General features: G+C 64.4%; 23 protein-coding genes and 1 riboswitch. Of the genes, 13 read left to right on the top strand and 10 right to left on the bottom strand.

Translation table 11 applies throughout. From position 1 onward, the window contains the following. Positions 1-43: 43 nt before the first annotated feature. Complete coding sequence (locus tag AOT96_RS25965; RefSeq protein ID WP_065352490.1) at positions 44-2,755, top strand: DEAD/DEAH box helicase; 2,712 nt, start codon at positions 44-46, stop codon at positions 2,753-2,755. A gap of 52 nt (positions 2,756-2,807) precedes the next feature. Then, positions 2,808-3,632 (top strand): DUF4333 domain-containing protein, encoded by an 825-nt coding sequence (locus AOT96_RS25960; protein WP_003944884.1) that lies wholly within the window; start codon positions 2,808-2,810, stop codon positions 3,630-3,632. Between the two features lie 4 nt (positions 3,633-3,636). Here AOT96_RS25960 and AOT96_RS25955 read toward each other — a convergent pair whose 3' ends face one another. After that, entirely contained in the window at positions 3,637-4,602 is a 966-nt protein-coding gene (locus tag AOT96_RS25955) for a 5'-3' exonuclease (protein ID WP_058038861.1), read from the bottom strand. A 37-nt stretch (positions 4,603-4,639) separates the two neighbouring features. Here AOT96_RS25955 and AOT96_RS25950 point away from each other — a divergent pair, with 37 nt between their 5' ends. Next, positions 4,640-5,776: a M24 family metallopeptidase gene (locus tag AOT96_RS25950; RefSeq protein WP_065352489.1), complete on the top strand. Its 1,137-nt coding sequence runs from the start codon at positions 4,640-4,642 to the stop codon at positions 5,774-5,776. Here the strand turns inward: AOT96_RS25950 and AOT96_RS25945 are convergent, their stop codons facing one another. Next, positions 5,777-6,202 (bottom strand): PPOX class F420-dependent oxidoreductase, encoded by a 426-nt coding sequence (locus AOT96_RS25945; protein WP_065352488.1) that lies wholly within the window; start codon positions 6,200-6,202, stop codon positions 5,777-5,779. A 30-nt stretch (positions 6,203-6,232) separates the two neighbouring features. Between AOT96_RS25945 and AOT96_RS25940 the strand changes: the two genes are divergently transcribed. The 9 genes from AOT96_RS25940 to AOT96_RS25900 all read left to right on the top strand — a co-directional run bounded on the left by AOT96_RS25940 (position 6,233) and on the right by AOT96_RS25900 (position 13,526). Then, positions 6,233-6,994, top strand: coding sequence for an SDR family NAD(P)-dependent oxidoreductase (locus tag AOT96_RS25940; RefSeq protein WP_051649467.1), 762 nt, complete (start codon positions 6,233-6,235; stop codon positions 6,992-6,994). Then, positions 6,991-8,274 carry a bifunctional cobalt-precorrin-7 (C(5))-methyltransferase/cobalt-precorrin-6B (C(15))-methyltransferase gene (locus tag AOT96_RS25935; protein WP_050655278.1) on the top strand — a complete coding sequence of 428 codons (1,284 nt, stop codon included), beginning with the start codon at positions 6,991-6,993 and terminating at the stop codon, positions 8,272-8,274. The genes AOT96_RS25940 and AOT96_RS25935 overlap by 4 nt, the downstream gene beginning before the upstream one ends. Continuing rightward, on the top strand, positions 8,271-9,020 hold the full coding sequence (gene cobM / locus AOT96_RS25930) for a precorrin-4 C(11)-methyltransferase (protein ID WP_003944967.1): 750 nt from the start codon (positions 8,271-8,273) through the stop codon (positions 9,018-9,020). Before AOT96_RS25935 ends, cobM begins: the two co-directional genes overlap by 4 nt. Positions 9,021-9,076: 56 nt before the next feature. Next, positions 9,077-9,790, top strand: coding sequence for a cobalt-precorrin-6A reductase (locus AOT96_RS25925; RefSeq protein WP_230587552.1), 714 nt, complete (start codon positions 9,077-9,079; stop codon positions 9,788-9,790). Positions 9,791-9,956: 166 nt separating this feature from the next. Then, positions 9,957-10,856 carry a HAMP domain-containing protein gene (locus tag AOT96_RS25920; RefSeq protein WP_225320034.1) on the top strand — a complete coding sequence of 300 codons (900 nt, stop codon included), beginning with the start codon at positions 9,957-9,959 and terminating at the stop codon, positions 10,854-10,856. A 159-nt stretch (positions 10,857-11,015) separates the two neighbouring features. Then, a complete protein-coding gene (locus AOT96_RS25915; RefSeq protein WP_019748499.1) occupies positions 11,016-11,657 on the top strand; it encodes a ScbR family autoregulator-binding transcription factor in 642 nt (213 codons plus the stop codon). Between the two features lie 10 nt (positions 11,658-11,667). After that, positions 11,668-12,027, top strand: a complete 360-nt coding sequence (locus tag AOT96_RS25910; protein ID WP_047270531.1) for a VOC family protein — start codon at positions 11,668-11,670, stop codon at positions 12,025-12,027. Beyond that, entirely contained in the window at positions 12,027-12,542 is a 516-nt protein-coding gene (locus AOT96_RS25905; RefSeq protein ID WP_081377499.1) for a DUF1990 family protein, read from the top strand. The genes AOT96_RS25910 and AOT96_RS25905 overlap by 1 nt, the downstream gene beginning before the upstream one ends. Before the next feature lie 201 nt (positions 12,543-12,743). Further along, positions 12,744-13,526: an alpha/beta hydrolase gene (locus AOT96_RS25900; RefSeq protein ID WP_065352487.1), complete on the top strand. Its 783-nt coding sequence runs from the start codon at positions 12,744-12,746 to the stop codon at positions 13,524-13,526. Between the two features lie 413 nt (positions 13,527-13,939). Here the strand turns inward: AOT96_RS25900 and AOT96_RS25895 are convergent, their stop codons facing one another. From AOT96_RS25895 to cobG, 7 genes are all read right to left on the bottom strand, one after another. Continuing rightward, on the bottom strand, positions 13,940-14,530 hold the full coding sequence (locus AOT96_RS25895; RefSeq protein WP_042450962.1) for a dihydrofolate reductase family protein: 591 nt from the start codon (positions 14,528-14,530) through the stop codon (positions 13,940-13,942). A gap of 77 nt (positions 14,531-14,607) precedes the next feature. Continuing rightward, positions 14,608-14,847, bottom strand: coding sequence for a PLDc N-terminal domain-containing protein (locus AOT96_RS25890; protein ID WP_007729843.1), 240 nt, complete (start codon positions 14,845-14,847; stop codon positions 14,608-14,610). Then, a complete protein-coding gene (locus AOT96_RS25885) occupies positions 14,844-15,248 on the bottom strand; it encodes a nuclear transport factor 2 family protein (RefSeq protein WP_007729842.1) in 405 nt (134 codons plus the stop codon). The genes AOT96_RS25890 and AOT96_RS25885 overlap by 4 nt, the downstream gene beginning before the upstream one ends. Then, the gene (locus AOT96_RS25880; RefSeq protein ID WP_076948440.1) at positions 15,245-15,604 is read right to left on the bottom strand and encodes an HNH endonuclease; all 360 of its coding nucleotides are present in this window, start codon (positions 15,602-15,604) and stop codon (positions 15,245-15,247) included. Before AOT96_RS25880 ends, AOT96_RS25885 begins: the two co-directional genes overlap by 4 nt. Before the next feature lie 37 nt (positions 15,605-15,641). After that, positions 15,642-17,135: a precorrin-3B C(17)-methyltransferase gene (cobJ, locus tag AOT96_RS25875; RefSeq protein ID WP_065352486.1), complete on the bottom strand. Its 1,494-nt coding sequence runs from the start codon at positions 17,133-17,135 to the stop codon at positions 15,642-15,644. Next, positions 17,132-17,758 (bottom strand): precorrin-8X methylmutase, encoded by a 627-nt coding sequence (locus AOT96_RS25870; RefSeq protein WP_007729839.1) that lies wholly within the window; start codon positions 17,756-17,758, stop codon positions 17,132-17,134. The genes cobJ and AOT96_RS25870 overlap by 4 nt, the downstream gene beginning before the upstream one ends. Before the next feature lie 19 nt (positions 17,759-17,777). Then, a complete protein-coding gene (gene cobG, locus AOT96_RS25865; protein WP_065352485.1) occupies positions 17,778-18,920 on the bottom strand; it encodes a precorrin-3B synthase in 1,143 nt (380 codons plus the stop codon). Between the two features lie 51 nt (positions 18,921-18,971). Beyond that, positions 18,972-19,104: riboswitch (cobalamin riboswitch) on the top strand. Positions 19,105-19,143: 39 nt separating this feature from the next. On the opposite strand from cobG, the gene AOT96_RS25860 reads away from it, so the two are divergent. Further along, entirely contained in the window at positions 19,144-22,764 is a 3,621-nt protein-coding gene (locus AOT96_RS25860; RefSeq protein ID WP_042919753.1) for a cobaltochelatase subunit CobN, read from the top strand. Positions 22,765-22,800: 36 nt separating this feature from the next. On the opposite strand, the gene AOT96_RS25855 is transcribed toward AOT96_RS25860, so the two are convergent. After that, positions 22,801-24,456, bottom strand: a complete 1,656-nt coding sequence (locus AOT96_RS25855) for a GMC oxidoreductase (protein ID WP_065352484.1) — start codon at positions 24,454-24,456, stop codon at positions 22,801-22,803. Between the last annotated feature and the right edge of the window lie 58 nt (positions 24,457-24,514).

The following is a 24,514-nucleotide window of genomic DNA, read 5'->3' as shown; positions in this document are numbered from 1 at the left end:
GTGCCACCACGTCGGCGGCGTGTGAAACCCTGACGAGGTGGTTATGAACAAGAGTGAACTGAGCACGTTCGCGTCCAGCCTGAAGTTCGAACTCGATCCATTCCAGGTGAAGGCATGCGTTGCGCTCGAAGCGGGCCACGGCGTCCTTGTCTGCGCGCCGACCGGTGCAGGCAAGACCGTGGTCGGCGAGTTCGCTGTCCACCTGGCTCTGGCGGCGGGCCGCAAGTGTTTCTACACGACGCCGATCAAAGCGTTGAGCAATCAGAAGTACGCCGAACTCGTCGAGCGGTACGGCCCCGGCGAAGTCGGTCTGCTGACGGGTGATTCGAGTATCAACTCCGACGCACCGGTGGTCGTCATGACCACCGAAGTCCTGCGGAACATGCTCTACGCCAACTCCGAGGCACTGCGCGGGCTTTCGCACGTCGTCATGGACGAAGTGCATTACCTGGCCGACCGGTTCCGTGGGGCGGTGTGGGAGGAAGTGATCCTGCACCTGTCCGAGGACGTACGCCTGGTGAGTTTGTCGGCGACCGTGAGCAATGCCGAAGAATTCGGTGCCTGGATGGAAACCGTCCGCGGCGACACCACTGTGGTCGTGGACGAGACTCGGCCGATCCCGCTGTGGCAGCACATCATGGTCGGTAGGCGAATCTTCGATCTCTTCGACAGTCGTAGTCATCCTGCTGCCGGGCCGAAGACCGTGCTCGTCGACCAGGATCTGGTTCGCCACGTCAAGCAGCGTCAGGCTCTCGAACGCGTCGAGAGCTGGCAGCCGCGTGGCCGCGGACGACGCGGCAGCTACCAGAGCTCCAACGATTTCCGGCCCTTGCCACGACCTGACGTCATCGCTCAGCTCGATCAGTCCGGACTGCTCCCGGCCATCACTTTCATCTTCAGCCGCGCCGGTTGTGATGCGGCTCTTGCACAGTGCCTGCGGTCCAGACTGGATCTCACTTCGCCGGAGCAGGTCCGCGAGATCGACACCATCATCGAGAAACACACCGGGGAACTACCCGAAGAGGATCTCGAAGTTCTCGGATATCGGGACTGGTGCAAGGCACTACGACGCGGACTGGCATCTCACCATGCCGGCATGCTGCCGGCATTCCGCCAGACAGTCGAGGAACTGTTCGTCAAGGGACTCGTGCGGGCGGTCTTCGCGACCGAGACGCTGGCCCTCGGCATCAACATGCCGGCACGCACGGTGGTGCTCGAACGTCTGGTCAAGTACAACGGTGAATCGCACGCCGAACTGACGCCGGGGGAGTACACGCAGCTGACGGGTCGGGCCGGCCGACGCGGCATCGACGTCGAAGGCCACGCTGTGGTCCTGTGGCAGCCCGGGGTCGAGCCGACGGATGTCGCCGGCTTGGCGTCGACACGGACGTTCCCGCTCCGCAGTTCGTTCCGCCCCTCGTACAACATGTCGATCAATCTCGTCGAGCGCATGGGCGCGGCGGATTCACGGAAGCTGCTCGAACGTTCCTTCGCGCAGTTCCAAGCGGATCGCTCGGTGGTCGGCCTGGTGCGTGGCATCGAGCGGAACGAAGAAGCACTGAAGGGTTTGCGGGAGAAACTCGGCGGTGCGGACGGCGAATACTTCGAATACGCGTCGTTGCGTGAGCGGCTCAGTGCGCGCGAGCGCGCGCTCGAACGTAAGGGCCGCGAAGACCGACGCGGAGATGCGGTGGAGTCCCTTCGTGCACTCGCCCGCGGTGACGTGATCGCAATTCCCATCGGTCGTCATTCCGGGGTGGCGGTGGTCCTCGTCCCGGACAACGATCCGAAGGACCCGCGTCCGCTGGTTCTGACTGCCGACCAGTGGGCCGGCCGACTCTCCTCGGGTGATTTCCCGGAAGCAGCCGACGTTCTGGGAAAGATGCGACTGCCCAAGCATGTCGATCACCACACCGCCCGGATCCGGCGCGATCTGGCCTCGGCGTTGCGTAGTACCGGGATCAGTGCCCCCCGGCGAAAGAAGCGCCACAAGGCCGGCGCGTCCGAAGATGCCGAGGTCGCTACTTTGCGACGTGCTATTCGCTCGCATCCGTGCCATAGCTGGCCCGATCGTGAACATCTGAGCCGGATCGGTGAGCGCTACAACCGGCTGGCCAGGGAAACGCAGTCGATGAGGGAAAAGGCTGCGGCCACCACCAACTCGTTGGCGCGGACGTTCGACCGCATCATTGCGCTACTCAAAGAGCGTGAGTACATGACTGCCGAAGCAGCGCCCGAAGTCACCGAATCCGGACGACGACTCAGCCGCATCTACTCGGAAAGCGACCTTCTGGTCGCCGAATGCCTGCGGACGGGGGCGTGGACAGGTCTCAGCCCGGCCGAGCTGGCGGCCGTCGTGTCCTCGGTGGTCTACGAATCACGTCGGGACGGGGACACCGTGGATCGGGTGCCGACAGCGGCGCTTCGTCACGCCCTCAACGACACTCAACGATTGTGGAGCGAACTGCGGTCGGACGAGATTCGCCACAAGCTGCCGCCGACGCGGGAACCGGATCTCGGATTCGTCACTGCCGTTTATCACTGGGCGAGCGAGAACTCGCTTGTCGACGCACTGATCGCGGCTGGAGTGCAGGGTCGTGCGCTGTCTGCGGGTGACTTTGTACGTTGGTGTCGTCAGGTGATCGATCTCCTCGATCAGGTCCGCCTGACTTCGACGGATGCCGACGTCGCGAAGACTGCGGCGCGGGCGGTAGCTGCAATTCGTCGCGGGGTAGTTGCTGTCGACGCAGCATGACCGCAACTATGTGGTTTGATTCGCAGACTGGTATTTCGAGTGGGAGGCGAACATGAGCGGGCCTTACGGACCGAACGATCCGAATCGGCAATGGGGTCCTGGTGATCAGCAGCAGCCGAACGAGCAGCAGTGGGGGCAGAATCCTCAGCAGCCGGGCGGACAACAGCAGCCTGGTCAGCAGCCCGGTCAGCAACAGCCGTGGGGTCAGCCTGGTCAAACACCGCAGCCCGGTCAGCAGCCCGGCCAGCAACAGCCGTGGGGACAACCTGCCTACGGCCAGCCGGGTGGTCAGCCTGCGTACGGTCAGCCGCAGCAACCTGGACAAGGACAACCCGGCCAGCAACAGCCGTGGGGACAACCCCAGCAACAACCTCCCGCACAGCCGTGGGGTCAGCCCGGGCAACAGCAGTCACCTGACGCAACCCAGGCGTGGGGTCAGCCTCCGGCTGCCGCACCGCAGCAGGCGTGGGGCGCCACGGCCCCCGGGCAGACTCCGGGACAGCAGAACCAGTGGAACCAGGCTCAGCCGTTCCCGAGTCCCGGTGCGCCCGGAAACCAGTCGGGTAAGTCGAAGAAGCCCCTGATCTTCGGTGCGATCGGCGTTCTCGTCGTTCTTGCCGCTGTCGTGGTGGCCCTGGTGTTCGGAGTCTTCGGCAAGAACACACTCGATCAGAGCGCGGCTCAGGCCGGCGTCGAGAAGATCGTCACCGAGTCCTACGGGGCGAAGAACGTGAGCAACGTTCAGTGCCCCGCGGACCAGGAAGTCAAGTCAGGCAACAAGTTCACCTGCACGCTTTCGATCGCGGGTGTGAAGTCGAACGTGACCGTGACGTTTGTCGACGACAACGGCACGTACGAGGTCAGCCGCCCGAGCTGACGCCCTATTGGTCGGACCGGCTTGCCGCCGCAGCCTCGAGCGCGGCGGCAAGCCGGCCGGCCGAGCGCTCGATGTTCAGCGAGGCCGCCACTTCCTCGAGGCGTGCGGGATCGACGGGGGTCGCCGGGAGTCGGTCGTCCTTCGAGAACTGAACGTCCGCGTCGCGAACCACTCGTACGACCGGCAACGCAGCATCAAGGTAAGCCATTGCCTCAGGTGAGGTCAGTTTTGCGCGAATCCCCTTGGCCATATCCGATTCAGGATCAGCTGCGGCCGCCCGAAGTCCGGCCAACGAGCCGTAACGGAGCATCAGTGTCGACGCAGTCTTCTCACCGACACCCTTGATGCCGGGTAGACCGTCGGAGGCGTCTCCGCGAAGTACCGCGAGTTCGGCGTAAGCCTCGCCCGCACGGTCACCGGGTACTCCGTATTTCTCCGCAACCTCGACCGGTCCGAAGAGTTCCGCCTTGGACAGGCCACGGCCCACGTACAGGACACGGACGGGCACGTACTCGTCTGTGACGACCTGCAGTAGGTCTCGGTCACCACTGACGACGACGGTGAGATCTTCGCGCTCGGTGGCGGCAAGCGTTCCCAGTACGTCGTCGGCTTCGAGTCCGACTGCACCCGCCGTCGCGATACCCGCTGCAGCGAGCACGTCCATGATCATGTCGACCTGAGGCGTCAACGTGTCCGGAACTTCTTCGGACGCACCGTCAGAGCCTTCCTCGACGCGATGCGCTTTGTACGTCGGGACTGCATCGACGCGGAACTGCGGTCGCCAGTCCAAGTCCAGGCACACGGCGAGACGACTCGGCTGGTGTTTGGTGATCAGGGAAGCAACCATGTCGGTGAAACCGCGCACCGCGTTGACAGGTCTTCCGTCGGGGTCGACGAATGATTCGGGCAGCGCGTAGAACGCACGAAACCACAGGCTGGCACCGTCGAGGAGAAGCAATGGCCCACTCATGGTCACCATCCTGCCAGTCGGCACTAACCTGTAAGCCATGACGTCTCCAGCCGAACAGGATTCCCGATTCTCCAGCGCCGTGTACGGCGCACGTATCGCTCGTGCCGCCGAGTTGGCTCGATCAGCAGGTCTCGACGGTCTGGTGGTGACTCCAGGTCCGGATCTGCGGTACCTGACGGGTTCTCGGGCTGACTCGTTCGAGCGCTTGACCGCGTTGGTCATCGCCGCGGACACGGCGAAGGCGTCCGTCGTACTTCCTCGGCTGGAGTTGGCGTCGCTGAAGGAATCGGCAGTGGGCGATCTCGGGTTGACCGTCCTCGACTGGGTCGACGGTGTCGACCCGTATGCGATTGTGGCGGCGCAACTCCCGACCGGCGCGAAGGTGGCGGTGACGGATGCGATGCCTGCGCTGCATCTGATCCCGCTCGCAGACACCTTGGGCGCGTTGCCGATTCTCGCCACCGGCGTCTTGCGCGAATTGCGGATGGTCAAGGACGGCGCCGAGATCGAGGCGTTGCGGCGAGCCGGTGCGGCCATCGACCGTGTTCACGCCCGCATGGCCGAGTTCTTGGTCGTCGGACGTACGGAAGCTGAAGTAGGCGAAGCGATTTCGGCGGCGATTCTCGAAGAGGGGCACACCGAGGCCGCGTTCGTGATTGTCGGTTCGGGCCCGCACGGCGCCGATCCGCATCACGAGGTTTCGGACCGGGTGATAGAGAGCGGCGATATCGTGGTCATCGACATCGGCGGACCGGTCGAGCCCGGATACAACTCGGACTCCACTCGCACGTACAGCATGGGGCAGCCGTCCGCGGAGGTTGCCGCACAGTTCGCGGTACTCGAGGCGGCGCAGCAGGCTGCGGTCGATTCGGTGCGGCCAGGAGTCTCCGCAGAATCCGTGGACGTTGCAGCTCGCGAAGTGCTTGCCGCACAAGGGCTTGCAGAGGTATTCGTTCACCGCACCGGTCACGGTATCGGGCTGTCCGTACACGAGGAGCCGTACATCGTCGAGGGCAACACCATCGAACTCGTCGAAGGTATGGCCTTCAGCATCGAACCGGGAATCTACTTCCGCGGCAGTTGGGGTGCCCGTATCGAGGACATCGTCGTCGTGACCGCGGACGGTTGCGAGTCGTTCAACAACCGTCCGCACGGCCTGACTGTCCTCGACTGATCAGCTTTCCTTGAATGCAGCGGACCCGAGTATGCGTGTGACGTCGATTTCGATGACCACGCGCGCGGGATTGACCCGTGGCTGGCGGTACCGCTCGGCATAGCGCCGAACGGCGTCGGCCACGGAGTCCGCGTCGGTGAGCACGCGTGCCGGCCCCTCGAGCGTGAGCCAGCGGCCACCGTCGACCGAACTGACGGCGGCGTATCCGCCACGCGCTGCGTTGATCGCCTTCTGTGAGCCACCGCTGGTGATCACGCGCGCCTTTCCGGCTCCCTGGTCCCAGGTGAACCCGACGGCAACGACGTGTGGGGTGCCGTTCGGACGCAACGTCGTGAGTGTCGCGAGGTGGTATTCACCGACGAACTTCAGCCCGTCTTCGGTGAGAGTCTGCTGTGACGATGGCGTGGTGGAGGGGGTGAGCGTCATGCCACGACGGTAATCCAGGACACTGGAGCGGTGACTGCGGGTGCGAACGTGAATGACATCGAGACGGTACTGCTCCTCGGCGGACGAAGTGAGATCGGCCTCGAGATCGCGGTCAGGCTCGCGCCAGGCCGCAACATCGTTCTGGCTGCCAGACGCAGCGGAGAGCTGTCGGAGCAGGAGCAGATGCTCAAAAACGCCGGCGCTGTCGACGTCTCCACCGTCGAGTTCGACGCCGACGCCGTCGACACGCACGGAGACCTCCTGGGCGCCGTAGTGGCCGAGCACGGCCGGATTTCGATTGCAGTGCTGGCCTTCGGGATTCTCGGCGATCAGGCGCGTGCCGAAACCGACGCGGCGCACGCGGTCGCGGTGGTGCACACCGACTACGTGGCTCAGGTCAGCATCCTCACGCATCTCGCGGAGATCATGCGCGGACAGGGAACCGGAAAGATCGTGGTGTTCTCGTCCGTCGCCGGCGTCCGGGTTCGCCGCGCCAACTACGTCTACGGGAGCGCAAAGGCCGGCTTGGACGGTTTTGCCAGCGGCCTCGGCGACGCGCTGCACGGTTCGGGCGTCCAGTTGATGCTGGTACGGCCCGGGTTCGTCATCGGCAAGATGACCGAGGGAATGTCGCCTGCCCCTATGTCGAGCACTCCGTCGCAGGTCGCGGACGCCGTCGTGCGGGGACTGAACTCCGGGGCGACGCGTGTGTGGGTACCGCGAATTCTGCAGCCGGTGTTCTTCGTCATGCGGCTTCTGCCTCAGACGATCTGGCGCCGGATGCCGCGATGACCACACACCCGGTGGTGATCGTCGGCATCGGCGCCGACGGCTGGGATGGGCTGTCCGAGAGCGCAAAGGGCGCAATCCTGGGCGCGGAGGTCCTGATGGGGTCGCCGCGCCAATTGGACTTGGTCCCGGCGACACATCTCGGGGCACGGCGTGCGCCCACCAGGCTGACCTGGCCGTCTCCGATGATTCCGGCGTTGCCGTCGATGTTCGCCGAGAACGCGGACCGCAGAGTATGCGTGCTCGCCAGCGGTGACCCGATGTTCCACGGTCTCGGTGTCACATTGGTCAGGCTGCTCGGCGCGGACAACGTGCGAGTGATCTCCCACCCGTCGTCGGCGGCGTTGGCGAGCGCGCGAATGGGATGGGCATCGGCCGAGATCGACGTCGTGAGCCTGGTCAACCGAGACTCGGCGACAGTATTGGCTTCCGTGACTGACGGTGCGCGACTGCTGGTGTTGAGCAACGGGCGCTCGACACCGGGGGAGGTGGCACGTCTGTTGTCCGGCGCGGGCTTCGGTCGATCGATCGTGACCGTGCTGGCCCAGCTGGGCGGGGCCGGGGAATCGCGGACCGTCATGGTCGCAGACGAGTGGGATCACGCGGACGAGGACGTGGACGCGTTGAACGTTCTGGCCGTCGAGTGCATCGCGGCCGATCCTCTCTTGCGGCTGACTCGAATCCCGGGGCTACCGGATGCTGCTTTTGTCGGCGACGGTCAGATGACGAAGCAGGAGATCCGTGCGTTGACGTTGTGCGCGCTTGCCCCGGCGCCGGGAGAACACCTCTGGGACGTGGGCGGTGGGTCGGGAACCGTCGCCATCGAGTGGATGCGAACTCACCCACGTTGCACTGCAACAACATTCGAGAAGGTGGCGAGCCGCGTGTCGCAGATCGGTGCCAATGCACTCAATCTCGGCGTGCCCGCGTTGAACGTGAAAGGGGCCGCGCCGGAGGCGTTTGCGGACGAAACTCGACGTCCCGATGCGGTGTTCGTCGGCGGCGGCGTCACGCAACCGGGAATGCTCGAAGCGTGCTGGGAGCAGTTGAGCGTGGGTGGTCGTCTGGTCGCGAACGCCGTGACCGCCGAGTCCGAATCGTTGCTGCTCGGCTGGATGAGTCGCCATGGTGGGACGCTTCGACGCTTTCAGGTGCAGCGCGCCGAGCCGTTGGGAACGTTCAACGTTTGGCGACCGCAACTTCCGGTGGTCCAATGGTCCGTCACAAAACGTCAGCCGTCTGCAGGCGCAGACACAGATACGCCGGAGGAATCCACACAATGACCGTTCATTTCATCGGTGCGGGTCCCGGTGCGGCAGATTTGATCACTGTGCGCGCGCAACGGATCATCGCTGCGAGCCCTGTGTGCTTGTACGCAGGCAGCCTTGTTCCAGCGGAGTTGCTCGAGTGGTGCCCGGTCGGAGCTCAGGTCGTGGACACTGCTCGGCTGAGCCTGGACGAGATCACCGCGATTCTTGTCGAAGCGGATTCCGCTGGGCTGGACGTCGCGCGTTTGCATTCCGGTGATCCGTCGATCTTCAGTGCAGTGGCAGAGCAAGCTCGTCGCCTGGACGCCGCAGGAGTCGATTTCGACATGATTCCCGGTGTTCCTGCATTTACCGCGGCTGCAGCCGCGCTGGGGCGCGAGCTGACTGTCCCAGGCGTCTCGCAGACCATTGTTCTCACCCGAGTCTCCACCTTGTCGACGGCGATGCCGGAGGGCGAGGATCTGCGGTCCCTCGGCCGCAGCGGCGCGACGATGGTGATTCACCTCGGCGCTCATCGCATCGAACAGATCGCATCCGAGTTGGCCGACAATTACGGCGAGGACTGCCCGGTCGCGGTGGTCGCCTTCGCCTCACGGCCCGAGGAGATCGTTGTTCGAGGCACTTTGAAGACGATCGTCGAACTTGTTCATGCGGCCGGCATCACGAAGACGGCCGTCGTGATCGTCGGCCGAGTGTTGACTGCGGAGGGGTTTCCGGACAGCTACCTCTACTCGGCAGCGCGCGAGAGAAGCACACACTGACCTCGACAGGTACTCGTCGCCGCGTACTCCTGCTCGGCGGCACAGGCGAAGGTCGAGTGATCGCTTCTCGCTTGGCCGGTTCAGCCGACCTCGAGGTTGTCACATCGCTGGCCGGCCGGGTTCGTGATCCTCGATGGCCGGAGGGGGAAGTGCGTATCGGCGGGTTCGGGGGAGCCGAAGGGCTGTCGGAGTGGTTGTCGGCCAATGATATTCGTGCAGTGCTCGACGCCACGCATCCGTTTGCCGCTCGCATCACCCAGAATGCGTTCGAAGCGTGCCTTGCGAATTCCGTGCCGTACGCCATGTACCGACGCCCGCCCTGGCGCGAGCAACTCGGTGACACTTGGCTTCCGGCACACGATCTCGATCACGCCGCAGAGTTGGTGCCGACGGTCGGCTCACGCGCTTTTCTGACGATCGGGAGGCAAGGAGTTTCGGCGTTCGACCGCGTGAAGAGCGTCTCGTTTCTCGTGCGCTCGATCGATCCGCCTTCAGGGACATTGCCGCCTCACTCGCAATTGCTGCTCGCACGTGGTCCATTCGACATCGAAGCGGAAGTCGATCTGATGCGAACTCACAGCATCGACGTCGTGATCACCAAGAACAGTGGCGGCGAGCAGACGTACGCAAAGATCGCTGCAGCCAGGCAATTGTCGATCCCGGTGATCGTCGTCGAACGACCACCGATCCCGGCGACCGTCCCGGCATTCGATACCGAAGCCGAGGCGATGGACTGGCTCACGGCTTTCGGTCGTGGAACGGCGCTGTGAGGCCGACATCGCGTTCGCTTCAGGTTCGTCTAAGGTTCCGTGACCATACTGGAGGGATGTTGGGATTTTTCGACGCCGCACTGCGGGACCGCGCATGAGAGTGTCGGTTCCCGGAATGAGCCGTCGAAAACCATCGGGAATTCACGTGCGGACGCTCCATGCTCGCGTGAAATTGCTGACTGCAGGCCTGGTGGCGATCGCGGTGATCGTGTCGGCGTCGGCGGTGTACATAGTGTTCAACGCGTATTTGCAAGGCAACGTCGATCGGCAACTCGAGCGCACGAGTGACGCGATCACCGACACCGTCAATTTCGGCGGTGTCACACCGGTTCTGGGATTGACGGCCGGCGCGGATACAGCGGTCATCCAGGCGGTGGGGCTTCTCACTGCCGACGGCGCCTTGGTGACGGCGACTCCCGGTCTGCCGCCGTTCAGCACCAGCGCAGACGCCATCAGGTCGATCGCAGACGGCAATTCGTCGCAGACAATCGCAACCGTCGATGCGTATCGAATTCTTGTCGAGCCCTCGGTTGCGGGCCAGACTTTGGTTGTCGCGCAATCCCTGGGGCCGACGCGTTCGGTACTCAAGCGACTGGCAGTGGTGTTGGCGGCACTCGGGGCGGCCGGAATCGCCCTAGCTTACGCAGCCGGAGATGCTGTGGCACGCACAGGATTACGGCCGATCGCGCGACTTACTGCGGCGACGCGGCGGGTCGCCGAAACGGATGATCTTGCGCCGATCCCGGTGACCGGTGACGACGAGTTGGCGTCGTTGACAGTCAGTTTCAATCGGATGCTCGGGACGTTGTCGGAATCGCGGGCACGCCAGAGAAGTCTGATCACCGAAGCGGGCCAGGACCTTCTGGCTCCTTTGACTGCACTTCGCACCAATATCGAGTTGTTGATGTCTTTCGATACCAAGTCCGGCGCGATTTCCGAGGCGGATGCAACGCAGCTGCGTGAGGAAATCACCGACCAGATGATGGAGTTGACGCTCCTCGTCGGAGAGTTGGTGGACCGTGCGCGGGTTGACGAAAGCACGTTGGGGAGAGGAGATTCCCTCTAAATCGGACGTCTGACCAGCGACTTTGTTGCATTCGTAATTGAAGCAATGGAAGGAGCGCTGGTAATGTGGGGCAATTGTGAAGTTTTTGGGTATAGCTGGAGTGTGGCGCGAACCGTGGGGTTTGCTGGGCGGGGGCCTTTGGAGGACGAGAGGGATTCAGTGGTCAAGCAAGCACGCGCCGAGCTGACTCGGCAGCAAATCGTTGCCGGCGCGGCCGCGCAGTTCGAGAAGACTGGTTACGGCAGCACCAGCATGGCCGACATAGTCTCGGGGGCCGGTACTACCAAGGGCGCGTTGTATTTCCATTTCGCGTCGAAGGACGAGCTCGCGCAATTCATCATTGCCGAACAGCATCGGCTCTCGATCGAGTCGGTGCAGGCGATTTCCGCGACGGGCAAGGACCCGTTGGAACAGATGATCATGCTCACGCACGAAATGGCACGCCAGATTGTCGACGAGCCGATAGTTCGCGCGGGCATTCGCCTCACGCTGGAACTGAGCACGTACGAGGGGCCGGTGGAACCGTACGCCGAATGGATCTCGGCAATCACCGATCTCACCGCCAGAGCTCAGGCGGAAGGTGAAATCCGAAAATCGGTCAGCGCAGAATCGTTCGGCAGGTTCATGCCCTCGGCATTCACGGGGGTACAGCTGGTTTCGAACGTCCTCACCCGACGCTCGGATCTTCCGGATCGTGTCGACGAGATGTGGCAGATCCTGCTTCCGGGGATCGTCAGCGACGAACTTTCCGGTGACATCGAGCGCCTCGTCAAGTCGCGGTGGACTCCGGCGGCGGCGTAACCTGCGGGACATGGCCGTCACGCGGATAGTTTCGGATCTGTCGAGTAGTTCGCTCGAGGCCGCGCAGCGCTTCTACACCGAAGTGCTGGGCCTCGAAGTTGTCATGGATCACGGGTGGATCGTGACGTTGGCTTCGCCGACGGATCCGTCATTGCAGATCAGCGTCATGACGCACGACGCTCATGCGCCCGTAGTACCGGACGTCTCCGTCGAGGTGGACGATCTCGACGCGGCGTACGAGGCCGCAGTGCAACGCGGCGACACCATCGTCTATCCCGTCACCGAGGAGCCGTGGGGGGTCCGCAGGTTCTTCGCTTCCGACCCCGACGGCCACGTGATCAACATCCTCAGCCACCGACGCGAGCAATGATGGCGTCCCGCCCGGGAGGACTGACGTACCTCGAGGTGGGCGCAACGTCAGGCGTTCTCCCCGCCGGCTATCACCACATTCACGAGAGCGCGACGGTCGGATCCGGACGGGAGGATTTCGAGGTTGCCGCTCGAACCGTCGCGAATTGGGGAATGCACCGCGGAGCCGGACTGGCCGTACGGACGGCAGCCCTGACCGCCGTGGCGGGTCAGGATGCGACTTTCGGACTCGGTCCGGTAACTATCCCCGTTCGGATCGTCTATGTCGTAGACGAACCCAATCGCAAGGGCTTCGCGTACGGAACCCGCGCGGGCCACCCCGAATGCGGGGAGGAATTGTTTGTCGTCCAGTTCGACGAGGCCAGCCAAGCGGTTCGTATCGAGATCGTTGCGTTCTCCAAGCCCGGAACGTGGTGGGTGCGTCTCGGCGCTCCGATCGGACGTCGAGTACAGGCGTTTGTCACGCGCCGCTACATCCGTGCCGTCCGCCAGAGCGTCGCCCGATCGCGGGTATGACCGCTGCCGGGCGCGCTGGAAAAATGATTGGACGAGCTTCGGTTGGGGTTGATAGCTTGTGCGAGACCGTGACAACACGCCAGGAGGTGAGACCCATGAACGCTGTAACCATGTGGGTGCTCCCACTCGTGTTCACGGATCGGCGATTGACGTAGGTGTCGCCGGGAGCGCCTCGAGTAGGCAATCCCGAAAGGTAACACCATGCAATCCAATTCTCAGACCATCGAATTCACTTCCGAGACAACGTCGAACGGGGTCGTCGAACGCCATTTCATTCTGGACGACATCACCGGTGTGCTCTGGTCACCCGCGTCCGGATCTGTCGAATCACCCCTTCTGCTGTCCGGGCACTCCGGCGGCATGCACAAGAAGGCGCCGGGACTGGTTGCCAGCGCACTCCACAGCGTGAGCTCCCACGGGTTCACAGTCGCCGCGATCGACGCGCCCGGACACGGTGACCGGCCGCGGAACACACAGGACGAACAGTGGGTCGAGGCGATCCACCAGGCTAGGGCGGCCCACGAGCCGATCGCCCCGATCGTCGTCGAGTACAACCGATCGCTGGCGGAGCGTGCAGTGCCGGAATGGCAGGCGACCATCGACGCTCTGCAAACGCTGCCCGACGTCGACGCCGACGCTCCGATCGGCTTCGGCGGCGTGTCGCTAGGGGTCGTGACCGGGCTGATGTTGGCCCCGGTCGAATCCAGGATCGCTGCCGTGAGCTTCGGGGGAGTTTTTGTGGACAGCTCCCTCCTCGAGGCAGCACGAAAGCTCGCGGTCCCGGTCGAGTACCGGATCCCTTGGGACGACAAGGATTACGACCGCACGTCGGGGATAGCGTTGTTCGATGCCTTCGGCTCGAAGGAGAAGACGCTGCACGCCTACTCGGGCAGGCACTATCCGGTGCCCGACTACGAGCGCGACAGTTCGGCTCGGTTCTTCGCCCGCCACCTCGGCGGGAGCGGTGGCGCTCCTGTGAGCTGACGTGAACACGTATCGGCGTCCGGCCTGTGTCGGACGCCGATACGATTTTGATCCTTCGCTCGCTAGAAGCCGTCCAGCTTGGCCATTTTTGTTGAGGCGCGCGAGGGCGCGCGCAAGCATGGCCCTCGACCGGGGGTGCTTACAGCTCGAGGTGCAGTGCCCGTGGAATAGGGGGCCAGAGTGTTCGATAGCGACGAGTGGTCCTTACGGTCCGCCGGGCGGAACGAACTTGTTCGTGATCCAGTTCGATGCTTCGATCTCGTTGAGGATTGTCCGGAGACTTCGGTGGCTAATGCTCGTGCTGTGCCGAGTGTCCGGTCAATACCGAACATCGAACAAGACTGGAAACTTTCTCGTGTCCGACCTGAGGCGACGACATGTCTTTCAACCGCGCATGTCCAGCCATGCGTCGACTAACCGTCCGATACCTGACCTGGGGGCGGTACTTGAGTGGGCCGATATCGCACGGCGACTGCACCCGACTGGAACTCGTGGCGATCGACGAGTTCGAGTTGGATGCGCTCGTGCAGACCGGCGAGCAACGTCGGTCCGTGTCCGGCAAGGACCGGTTGCACAACGAACTCGTACTCGTCGATCAGTCCCAGGTCTGCCAATGCCAGGGGGAGTGTCACGCCGCCAACCCACAGACCTTCGCCGGGCTGCTCCTTGAGCCGTTGAATCGCTGACCCCAAGTCGCCTTGCACGAGTTCGGCATTCCAATCGACCCCGCTCAGCGTGCTCGACACGACGTACTTCTTAGCCCGGTCCATTGCCTCGGCGAACGGGATCTCCCACTCGTCCATCCAGTCAGGCCACGCCCCCGTTGCGGGCCGCCGCCACGCCGACTCCATCATCTCGTAGGTCACCCGGCCGAACAGCAAAGCATCGGCTCGTTCCATCTGAGCAGTCCAGTAGCGCATCGACTCCTCGTCGGGTGGAAGCCCCGCCTCGTGATGGCAGCAGCCGTCGAGGGTGACGTTGATCGAGTATCGAAGTGGTCTCATCTCGTTGTTCTCCCCTGATACGCGCAGAGTGACAGCACCGGACCGTACTCAGACTACTGCCGGGCCGTCGGTGTAGATCAGGTTCGGGACCTGGAGTCACGCGGGGGTCGACCGAACAGTAACCAGACGAGCGCACCGAGTACAGGCACCGCGATCACCAGTGCCGACCACCAGAATTTGCTCCCCAAGCGGTCGAAATCGGTGCGCACGATCGCCACGAGCGCGCTAATCGTGATGAAGATCCAGGCAAGAACGAAGACGGTGAAGGTGATGTCCATCCAAAGCGGAATGGTGGGGTTGGGGGTCGATTCGTTCACGCTTCCAGACCACTTTCGACGACTGTGCCTTGATGAAACAACACGCTCCATCGATTCTCGGTGAACCGCCAGATGGATGATCGCTCGGTAACTCGTTGCGCTTGCGCCAGCCGGTACGTCACCAGATACGTGTCAGGCGCAATCCGGCTCAGCGCTGGCCGGTCGGCCGTCCACCCGAGTTCGGCGGCGTCGTTCACCTCGCCGCGGAGGCGTCGGCGCTCAACTACCGACTGCACGTAGTCGCGGGTGTATCGAGCGCCGGAGGCTCCGATCTCCCGGAACTGCGGGTCGACGACCGCATCGAACTCGTCTCGTGACATCGCTACTCGAGTTCGGTGAAACAGAGGTTCGAACTCCATCAACTCGTCGAGGATCGGGCGAAACTCGTGTGGGGTCGTCACGACTGCTCCGAGAACTGCGCCCTCATCTCGATCCCTATCTCCGCGTGTCGCAGGAGGAAGGCCTTCTCGTCATACCCCTTGCGCCGCAACCAGAGAGTGACCTCGCTGTTGCATTTGCTTGCATTGCACGAGCGGCACGCCGGTGCGATGTTGTCGAGTGTGTAGCGCCCACCGCGGGAGATCGCCAGCACGCAGTCACGTTGCGGCGACTCGTCCGACTCGCCGCAGTACGCGCAGCCACCCCAGGCCGCTTTGAGCGCGGACCACTGCTCGACGGACAGATCGTGCTCCACCAAATCCATCCGGCGTTTCCGTTTACGCGCGTATCTTGCTTTCCGGGTCCGGTTGACGGGCATGACGCCATGCTATCGCCGTGCTATCGCCGTGCGGCGTTCACTCCGGGTAGCGCCGCGGGGTGAACACCTGACGGCCCGAACCGGTTTCGACGACGGTTGTCATCGACGAACCGACGATGAGCAGCGTCCGCATGTCGATCTCGGAAGGCTCGAGCTCGCCGAGGGTCACGACGCGAACTGATTCCTCGGCACCGGCAACATCGCGGCCGATGACGACGGGAGTCTCGGGGGAGCGGTGCTGGAGCACGAGGTCCTTCATGGCTTGGACCTGCCACGTCCGGGACTTCGACGCCGGGTTGTAGACCGCAAACGCCATGTCCGCGGCTGCAACTGCCGAGATACGGCGCGCGACGACATCCCACGGCTTGAGGCGATCAGACAACGAGAGCACCGCGTAGTCGTGCCCGAGGGGAGCACCGACGCGACTGGCGACAGCGTTTGCCGCCGTCATGCCGGGAAGGATGCGGACCGGCACGCCGCGCCACTGGTCTTCGGCGGCAACTTCGAGAACTGCTGCAGCCATGGCGAATACGCCGGGATCTCCCGACGAGACGACAGCTACACGGGCGCCGTTCTTCGCCAGGTCCAACGCCATCGCGGCGCGTTCCGCTTCGACGCGGTTGTCGCTGGAATGGCGACGCTGGCCCGGACGCGTCGGCACGCGATCGACGTACGGGCCGTAGCCGACGAGGTCGGTTGCCAACGAAAGCTCATGCGCCACTTCGGGTGTGGTCCAGGCGGTGTCGCCCGGCCCGAGTCCGACCACGACCACCTCGCCGCGAGACTCGGTCGCAGGTCGAGGGTTGTTCGACGGGCTCGGAACGATGGCGATCGAAAAGTACGGAACTCCGTCCGGGTCGACCTCGGCAGCGGATTCGACGCGTTGACGTGTGGTGCTCGCGCGCTCGACGTAGTGGGCCTCGCCGAGGCGACCGGAATCCTCGAGCGATTGGAGGACCGGTGGGAAGGTACGTCCGAGCTTGAGGATGGCCGCGGCGTCGGTTTCCTTGAGCCGCCTGGTCAGCTCGGCCTGCGGCAACGTTCCGGGCAGGATCGTGAGGATCTCTTCACCCTCGACCAGCGGCTTTCCGAGTGCAGCAGATGCCGCGCTGACGGAGGTGACGCCGGGAATCACTTCGGCGTCGAAGCGATCGGCCAGTCTCTTGTGCATGTGCATGTGCATGTAGGAGCTGTAGAAGAGCGGATCGCCGGCGGCGAGCAACGCGACGGTTCGACCGGCCGCGAGGTGAACTGCCAGCCGTTCGGCAGCTGCTTCGTAGAACTCGTCCATCGCGCCCTGGTATCCGCCGGGATGATCAACGGTCTCGGTGGTCACGGGGTAGACGAGGTGTTCTTCGATCTGTCCTTCGCGCATGTACGGCGCTGCAACTCCGCGGGAGATGCTCTTGCCGTGCCGCGCGGAGTGGAACGCAACCACATCGGCCTCGCCGATGACGCGGGCGGCCTTGACGGTCACCAATTCGGGATCGCCGGGGCCGATACCGACACCCCAGAGCTTGCCTGCACTCATTCGACTTCGCTCGCAATCGCATTGACGACGGCGGCGGTGATCGCGCTGCCGCCGCGTCGGCCGCGGAGAACGAGATGATCGATCCCGCTGGCGTGTTCGATGAGGGCTTCCTTCGACTCGGCAGCGCCGATGAAGCCGACCGGACCTCCGACGATGGCGGCCGGACGGGGTGCGCCGGCTTCGATGAGGTTCAGGAGATGGAACAGTGCGGTGGGTGCGTTTCCGATCGCGACAACAGCGCCCTCGAGCTTGGCTCCCCACAGTTCGAGAGCAGCCGCCGAGCGAGTGTTGTCGATGGTCGACGCCAGCACGGGAACCCGCGGATCGCCGAGGGTGCAGATGACGTCGTTGCCGGCGGGCAGACGCTTGCGCGTGATGCCGGCAGCCACCATCTGGGCGTCGCAGAAGATCGGCGCGCCGTCGCGCAGAGCTGCGCGCGCAGCCGAGACGACACCGGGTGTGAAGGCGACGTCGTCGACGAGATCGACCTGGCCACTTGCATGAATCATGCGCACTACAGCTTGCGAGACATCCGCCGGGAAACGGCTCAGGTCGGCTTCGGCCCGAATGGTGGCAAAGGACTGGCGATAGATTTCCGCGCCGTCACGGATGTACTCGATCATGTGCCACACGATAGAGGCATCACCGATCGGGCGGATTCACCCGGTAACCGTCACCCGTCGCGATCACATCCGCTACGTCCCCGCGGGGACGTCCGCAGCTGCGGTCGCACCCGGCCCAGTGCTGGCGCCCGACAACCGGAAGTTCTGCCTGCTCGACGGCGGTGATCGCGTCGGCGCGCACGTCGGCGAGCGACTTCTCGCATCCCGGACTTCCGGTGCAGGCGGTGACCTCGAGCCACGGTGAGTTCTCGTCGAAGATCAACCCCATGGGTGCCAGCACCCGGACTACCTGCTCGGCTGCCCATTCGTCGAGGTCGAAGATATGCACCGATCGCCACGGCGTCACGACGACGGGCTTGTCGACGGCGGCGAGGAACTCGGCCAGCCGAGCGTCGAGCAGTCCGAATCGCAGGCCGCCGCCCAGAGCTACGGTCCCGTCGCGCTGCTCGAGCCAGCCGACAGTGGGCCGTGCATCCGGGGTGAGGTCCGCCGCAACGGTGGACTCGGCGCTCAGACCCAGCTGCTCGAGGGTGCGTTCGATTCCGTCCGGAACCTCGGCCAGGCGCCAGTGCTTGTCGCGAACGTCGAGGAACGATCGAGCCGCCTCGAGGAGCAATTCGACGGCGTCGTCCGCCTGGACGAGATGAGTGGTGTGGTGACCGGCGAGCACCAGTGAATGCTCGGTGGCGCTGCGCGCATGGAGTCCGAAATCGCCCCGTAGCCCTGTGATGTCTCCGCGCCCGTCGTCGAGGGTGAACAGGGTTCGCCCTGGCAGATCTGCCAATGCTTGATCCGCTTGGATCGCCGAATCGAGACGGTGGACCAGTTCGCGAATGTCGGCGACGCCCCCGATACGGCCGGACAGTGGGGACGCGAGGATGTTGCGCACTCGCTCGTGCGTCGCTGACGGCAGCAGACCGGCCGACGCGATTCGCGCCGCGAAGGCTTCGGGGTCCGAGACCGAGCGCAGTTGTACGTTGCCCCTCGAGGTGAGTTCCATCTGCCCGTTGCCGAGATCGCGCGCCGCGTCGGCGAGCGTCTGCAACTGGGTGGGGGTGAGGAGTCCGCCGGGTAGGCGCACGCGTGCCAATGCGCCGTCGGCGGCGTGGTGAACTTGCAGTGCACCCGGGCACGCGTCTGGCTGTGAACGGTCCGTGGGCATGGCTCCAGGGTACGACCTGTCATGAGTGCCTTCTGCGGACCGGTAGCATCACCACCACCAGTGACGGCAGTTGAGGAAACCGGTGAAAGTCCGGTGCGGTCGCGCCACTGTGAGTGTTGCTCGAGCGGGACGTGTTTCCGCTCGGAAACACGAGTCAGACCCTCAACCGCCGTCGATGACAGATCTGTGCCACGGGGCGCGAAACCCCAGGAAGGCTTCACCCGTGATTCTTCTGCTCTCCACGTCCGACACCGATCTGCTGAGCGCCCGCGCCAGCCAGGAAGCCGGCGACGGAGTTTCCTACCGCTGGGCCAACCCCTCACGCTTGCTGGTCTCGGAGGACTTGCCGCCCTTGCTCGACGGCGTCGACCTCGTGATCGTTCGTATCCTCGGCAGCCGTCGCAGCTGGGAAGACGGCCTGGACATGGTCCTCGCCTCCGGACTCCCCGTAGTCGTTCTCGGCGGCGAGCACGCGCCGGACGCCGACCTCATGGAGTGCTCGACGGTTTCCGCCGGTGTTGCTGCCGAGGCGCACAACTACCTGGCTGAGGGTGGCGCACAGAATCTGGCACAGCTGCACCACTTCCTTTCCGACACGGTCCTGCTCACCGGCCACGGTTTCGAGCCGCCGGCCCACCTGCCTTCCTGGGGCATCGCTGATTTCGCGCCCGATCTCGACTCGGCGAGCGGTCCGGTCATCGCAGTTCTGTACTACCGCGCTCAGCATTTGGCCGGCAACACCCGGTACATCCAGGCGTTGTGCGACGCGGTCGCCGAGGCCGGTGGCACCGCGCTCCCGATCTACTGCGCATCTCTGCGAACCGCTGAAGCCGAACTTCTGAGCACGCTCCGCCGCGCCGACGCCATGGTCGTGACAGTTCTCGCTGCCGGCGGCACCAAGCCCGCCACCGCGTCCGCCGGTGGGGACGACGAAGCCTGGGATGTCGCAGCACTCGCTGCACTCGACGTCCCGATCCTGCAGGGGCTGTGCCTGACCAGTAGCCGCGCCACCTGGGACGAGAACGACGACGGACTGTCGCCTCTCGACGTCGCGACGCAGGTGGCGGTGCCGGAGTTCGACGGTCGCATCATTACCGTCCCGTTCTCCTTCAAGGAAATCGACTCCGACGGACTGTCCACCTACGTCCCCGACGTCGAGCGCGCCGCCCGTGTCGCCGGGATCGCGGTCCGTCACGGCAAGCTGCGCCACATTCCCACCACCGAGCGTCGCGTTGCTCTGATGCTCTCGGCGTACCCGACCAAGCACGCCCGCATCGGCAACGCGGTCGGTCTCGATACTCCGGCGAGCGCAATCGACCTGCTCACCGAAATGCGTTCTGCTGGTTACGATCTCGGTCCGGTCGACGGTCCGGACGCAGTTCCCGGCCTGGCGGCGAAGGACGGCGACGCGCTGATCCATGCCCTGATCGCGGCCGGCGGACAGGATCCCGACTGGCTCACTGCCGAGCAGCTCGAGGGCAATCCGATCCGCATCTCGGCAGCGAAGTACCGCGAATGGTTCGCCACCCTGCCCGAGGAACTGCGCAGCGGTGTCGAAGAGCACTGGGGCGCAGCGCCCGGAGAGCTGTACGTCGACCGCTCGCAGGATCCCGACGGCGAAATCGTCATCGCGGCACTGCGATTCAACAACATCGTCCTCATGGTCCAGCCGCCGCGGGGATTCGGTGAAAAGCCCGTCGCGATCTACCACGACCCGGATCTGCCGCCGAGCCACCACTACCTCGCGGCCTACCGCTGGATCGCTGCAACACCGGACAACGGCGGATTCGGCGCCGACGCCGTTGTGCACCTCGGCAAGCACGGCAACCTCGAATGGTTGCCGGGCAAGACGCTCGGCATGTCCAGCAACTGCGGCACCGACGCAGCCCTGGGCGACCTGCCGCTGATCTACCCCTTCCTGGTCAACGACCCGGGTGAAGGAACACAGGCAAAGCGTCGTGCCCACGCGACGCTCGTCGATCACCTGATCCCACCGATGGCCCGCGCCGAAAGCTACGGCGACATCTCCCGTCTCGAGCAACTGCTCGACGAGCACTCCAACATCTCCGCACTGGACCCGTCCAAGCTGCCGGCCATTCGCCAGCAGATCTGGACGCTGATGCGGGCAGCCAAGATGGACCACGACCTCGGCCTCGCGGAGCGTCCCGAAGAAGACGTGTTCGACGACATGCTCCTGCACGTCGACGGGTGGCTGTGTGAGATCAAGGACGTCCAGATCCGCGACGGCCTGCACATTCTCGGCCGCGCACCCGAGGGCGACGCCGAAATCGAACTGGTCCTGGCCATGCTCCGTGCCCGTCAGATGTGGGGCGGCGAACAGAGCGTCCCTGGTCTGCGCGAAGCTCTCGGGCTCAGCGAAGACGGCGACGAGTCCCGCAACCGTGTCGACGACGTCGAGGAAAAGGCGCACGCCCTGGTTCGCGGCATGTACGACGCCGACTGGAACCCCGCTGCGGCAGAACAACTCAGCGACGACGAGACCGTCGTGAAGATCCTTCAGTTCGCCGCCACCGAAGTGGTTCCACGCCTCCGCCAGACGAACAACGAGATCAAGCAGGTCCTGCACGCGCTCGACGGCGGCTTCATCGCCGCCGGCCCGAGTGGGTCACCGCTGCGCGGCCTGATCAACGTGCTTCCCACCGGTCGTAACTTCTACTCCGTCGATCCCAAGGCAGTTCCCTCACGACTTGCGTGGGAGACCGGTCAGGCGATGGCCGAGTCGCTCGCCGCTCGATATCTCGCCGATCACGGCGAGTACCCGCGCTCGGTGGGTCTGTCCGTGTGGGGTACCGCCGCCATGCGTACCTCCGGCGACGACATCGCCGAAGTGTTCGCGCTCCTCGGTGTTCGCCCTGTCTGGGACGAAGCAAGCCGACGCGTGGTCAACCTCGAGGTCATCGATCTCGAAGAGCTCGGCCGCCCGCGCATCGACGTCACCGTCCGCATCTCCGGATTCTTCCGTGATGCGTTCCCGCACGTGCTCGCACTGCTCGACGACGCTGTTCAGTTGGTCGCCGCATTGGACGAGACGGACGAGCAGAACTACGTGCGCGCCCACGCGCAGGCCGACCTTGCCGAGCACGGCGATGCCAGGCGTGCGACCACCCGCATCTTCGGTTCGAAGCCCGGAACCTACGGCGCCGGCCTGCTGCAACTCATCGACTCCAAGACCTGGCGCGGTGACGACGACCTCGCCGAGGTGTACACCAACTGGGGCGGCTTCGCGTACGGCCGTGGGCTCGACGGAATCCCGGCAGCCGACGACATGCGCAGTGCATACCGTCGAATCAACGTGGCGGCCAAGAACACCGACACGCGTGAGCACGACATCGCCGATTCGGACGACTACTTCCAGTACCACGGCGGCATGGTTGCCACCGTGCGCGCGCTGACCGGAAAGTCGCCCGAGGCGTACATCGGCGACAGCACTCGGCCGGAATCGGTTCGCACACGCACACTTTCGGAAGAGACCGCACGTGTCTTCCGGGCGCGCGTGGTCAATCCCCGCTGGCTCGACGCGATGCGCCGTCACGGGTACAAGGGTGCGTTCGAGATGGCGGCCACGGTCGACTACCTCTTCGGGTACGACGCCACCACCAACGTGGTCGCGGACTGGATGTACGAAAAGCTCGCCGAGACCTACGTTCTGGACGAGCAGAACCAGAAGTTCATGACGCAGTCCAACCCGTGGGCCTTGCACGGAATCGCCGAGCGGCTCCTCGAAGCCGCCGAGCGCAACATGTGGGAGCACCCCGAGCAGAAGACACTCGACGGCTTGCGTCAGGTGTACCTCGAAACCGAAGGCGAACTCGAGGGGGAGTAAACCTCGATCACCGTCAGGTCCGGGCGCTGAAGTGCTTCAGCGTCCGGACTTGATGATCTGAGCGATGTTCCGCTCCGCCAGAGCAGTGATGGTCAGTGACGGATTGACGGTGCCGGTGCTGCCCGGAATAGCGGCGCCGTCCATCACGTACAGGCCGTCGTAGCCCTTGACTCGCCCGTAACCGTCGGTGGCCTTGCCCAGAACCGCACCGCCGAGGGGATGCGCGGTGAACGAGGAATTGACGTCCTTCGCGAACGGCAATGCCGACGGCAGCGTGGTGCCGGCGAAGGCCATCTTGTTCTGGACGGCGCGCAGGGCCTCGACGGTGGCGTCGTTGCCGTTCTTCGGCCAGTTCAGCACCACCCGATCGGAGCCGCCGTCGTAGGCGAAGTCGGCGCGCTGCGAGTCGAGGGTTATCCCCAAGGTTCCGAGCATGCCGATGTTGACGGGCAAGCCGGGGACATACCAATTCTCGAGGGAGAGCGGCATTCCCGACTCGTCGACGATGCGTGATGCCGACGGTGCGGCTTGCGCAGTGCCTTCACTGAAGCCGAACGAGCGCACCATCCCGGCGTCGCCGTTCGTTCCCCAGCCCTTACCGACGTGTTCGTTGAGGTTGGGCAGCGCGCCCGTCGCCTGGGCGCGTACCAGCAGTTCGGAGGTGCCGATCGAGCCGGCGCCGAGGAACAGACGGTCACAGGTAAGAGTCTTCCGGGCCAGAACGCCACCCGTCGGATCCGTCGATTCGACGTCGACGACGTAGCGTCCATCACGTTCGCGACTGATCGCGAGCACCTGATGTCCGTAACAGACGGTGGCTCGTCCGGTGGCTTCGGCGGCGGGAATGTAGTTCTGTGTGAGGTCGAACTTCGCGCCGTTGGAGTTACCCATGTTGCTGTCACCGACAGTGGCCGAGGCTCGGGTTCGGCCGTCGAGTTCTGAGCGCACCACGTCCCAGTTCCAGATCCCGTCGATCCGCTGCGGATCGAATCCGGCACGACGAGCGTCCTGATCCCAACGACGCGAGTGGCCGAAATTCGGGGTTTGGTAAATGTCTTCGGGCAACGGGCTCAGACGCAGCATCTGGCGCACCTTGGGGTACCAGGTGGACGCCATCTCGTCGTAGTCGAGGGAGTTGCCGAAGACTGCGTCGAAGAATCGGCGCTCGGGCGCGATCATCACGCCGGTGAAGATGATGGAACCACCGCCGACTGCAGCGCCGCGCCAGACCGAGATGTGTTCGTAGTCGGTGGCATCGAGGACGCCGCTGAAGTAGTCGCACACCACCGGGAGTCCGGTGAGGTTGGTGAACGATGTTCGCCGGAAGACTCCGCGGCCGTCGGCCAGCATGTCGGAGGTGTGAATCTCCCGCTGCGGATCATGCGGCCATCGGAGTCCGCGTTCGAGGATGGTGACCTGGGTGCCGCTCTGCGCCAACCGGAGAGCGGTGGCGCTTGCGCCGAATCCGGAACCGATGACGATGGCTTCGGAATGCTCCGGGGGAGTAGGAGATGGTGCGAACAACTCGGGGACGAGCGCGCGGTAGTGATCAGCACCCATCGGGAGCGCCCGCAGTGGTGCGGGGGTGGCGTGGCTGGTCGACGTCGACATGAGCGGTATCGCGGCTGCAACTGCCGCCCCCGCCCCGGCGGCTTTGAAAAAGTCACGACGCTGCAAGTCACGGCGCTGCATGTGTAAGTTCGACTCCCCAGTTCGACGGTTTGCCTCAGAATAACTCGAGATGGAGTTC

It is taken from the genome of Rhodococcus sp. 008, assembly GCF_001682295.1.
Taxonomy (GTDB): domain Bacteria; phylum Actinomycetota; class Actinomycetes; order Mycobacteriales; family Mycobacteriaceae; genus Rhodococcus_F; species Rhodococcus_F qingshengii.
The sequence above is the reverse complement of the archived record's forward strand: the minus strand, read 5'-3'. Positions and strand labels throughout refer to the sequence as shown.

Coding starts and splice junctions, on each gene's coding strand:
- AOT96_RS25855 (WP_065352484.1), bottom strand. CDS start 24,456: ATGCAGCGCCGTGACTTGCAGCGTCGTGACTTTTTCAAAGCCGCCGGG.
- AOT96_RS25965 (WP_065352490.1), top strand. CDS start 44: ATGAACAAGAGTGAACTGAGCACGTTCGCGTCCAGCCTGAAGTTCGAA.
- AOT96_RS25895 (WP_042450962.1), bottom strand. CDS start 14,530: ATGAGACCACTTCGATACTCGATCAACGTCACCCTCGACGGCTGCTGC.
- cobJ (WP_065352486.1), bottom strand. CDS start 17,135: ATGAGTGCAGGCAAGCTCTGGGGTGTCGGTATCGGCCCCGGCGATCCC.
- AOT96_RS25900 (WP_065352487.1), top strand. CDS start 12,744: ATGCAATCCAATTCTCAGACCATCGAATTCACTTCCGAGACAACGTCG.
- AOT96_RS25955 (WP_058038861.1), bottom strand. CDS start 4,602: ATGAGTGGGCCATTGCTTCTCCTCGACGGTGCCAGCCTGTGGTTTCGT.
- AOT96_RS25910 (WP_047270531.1), top strand. CDS start 11,668: ATGGCCGTCACGCGGATAGTTTCGGATCTGTCGAGTAGTTCGCTCGAG.
- AOT96_RS25905 (WP_081377499.1), top strand. CDS start 12,027: ATGGCGTCCCGCCCGGGAGGACTGACGTACCTCGAGGTGGGCGCAACG.
- AOT96_RS25950 (WP_065352489.1), top strand. CDS start 4,640: ATGACGTCTCCAGCCGAACAGGATTCCCGATTCTCCAGCGCCGTGTAC.
- AOT96_RS25870 (WP_007729839.1), bottom strand. CDS start 17,758: ATGATCGAGTACATCCGTGACGGCGCGGAAATCTATCGCCAGTCCTTT.
- AOT96_RS25945 (WP_065352488.1), bottom strand. CDS start 6,202: ATGACGCTCACCCCCTCCACCACGCCATCGTCACAGCAGACTCTCACC.
- cobM (WP_003944967.1), top strand. CDS start 8,271: ATGACCGTTCATTTCATCGGTGCGGGTCCCGGTGCGGCAGATTTGATC.
- AOT96_RS25960 (WP_003944884.1), top strand. CDS start 2,808: ATGAGCGGGCCTTACGGACCGAACGATCCGAATCGGCAATGGGGTCCT.
- AOT96_RS25935 (WP_050655278.1), top strand. CDS start 6,991: ATGACCACACACCCGGTGGTGATCGTCGGCATCGGCGCCGACGGCTGG.
- AOT96_RS25880 (WP_076948440.1), bottom strand. CDS start 15,604: ATGCCCGTCAACCGGACCCGGAAAGCAAGATACGCGCGTAAACGGAAA.
- cobG (WP_065352485.1), bottom strand. CDS start 18,920: ATGCCCACGGACCGTTCACAGCCAGACGCGTGCCCGGGTGCACTGCAA.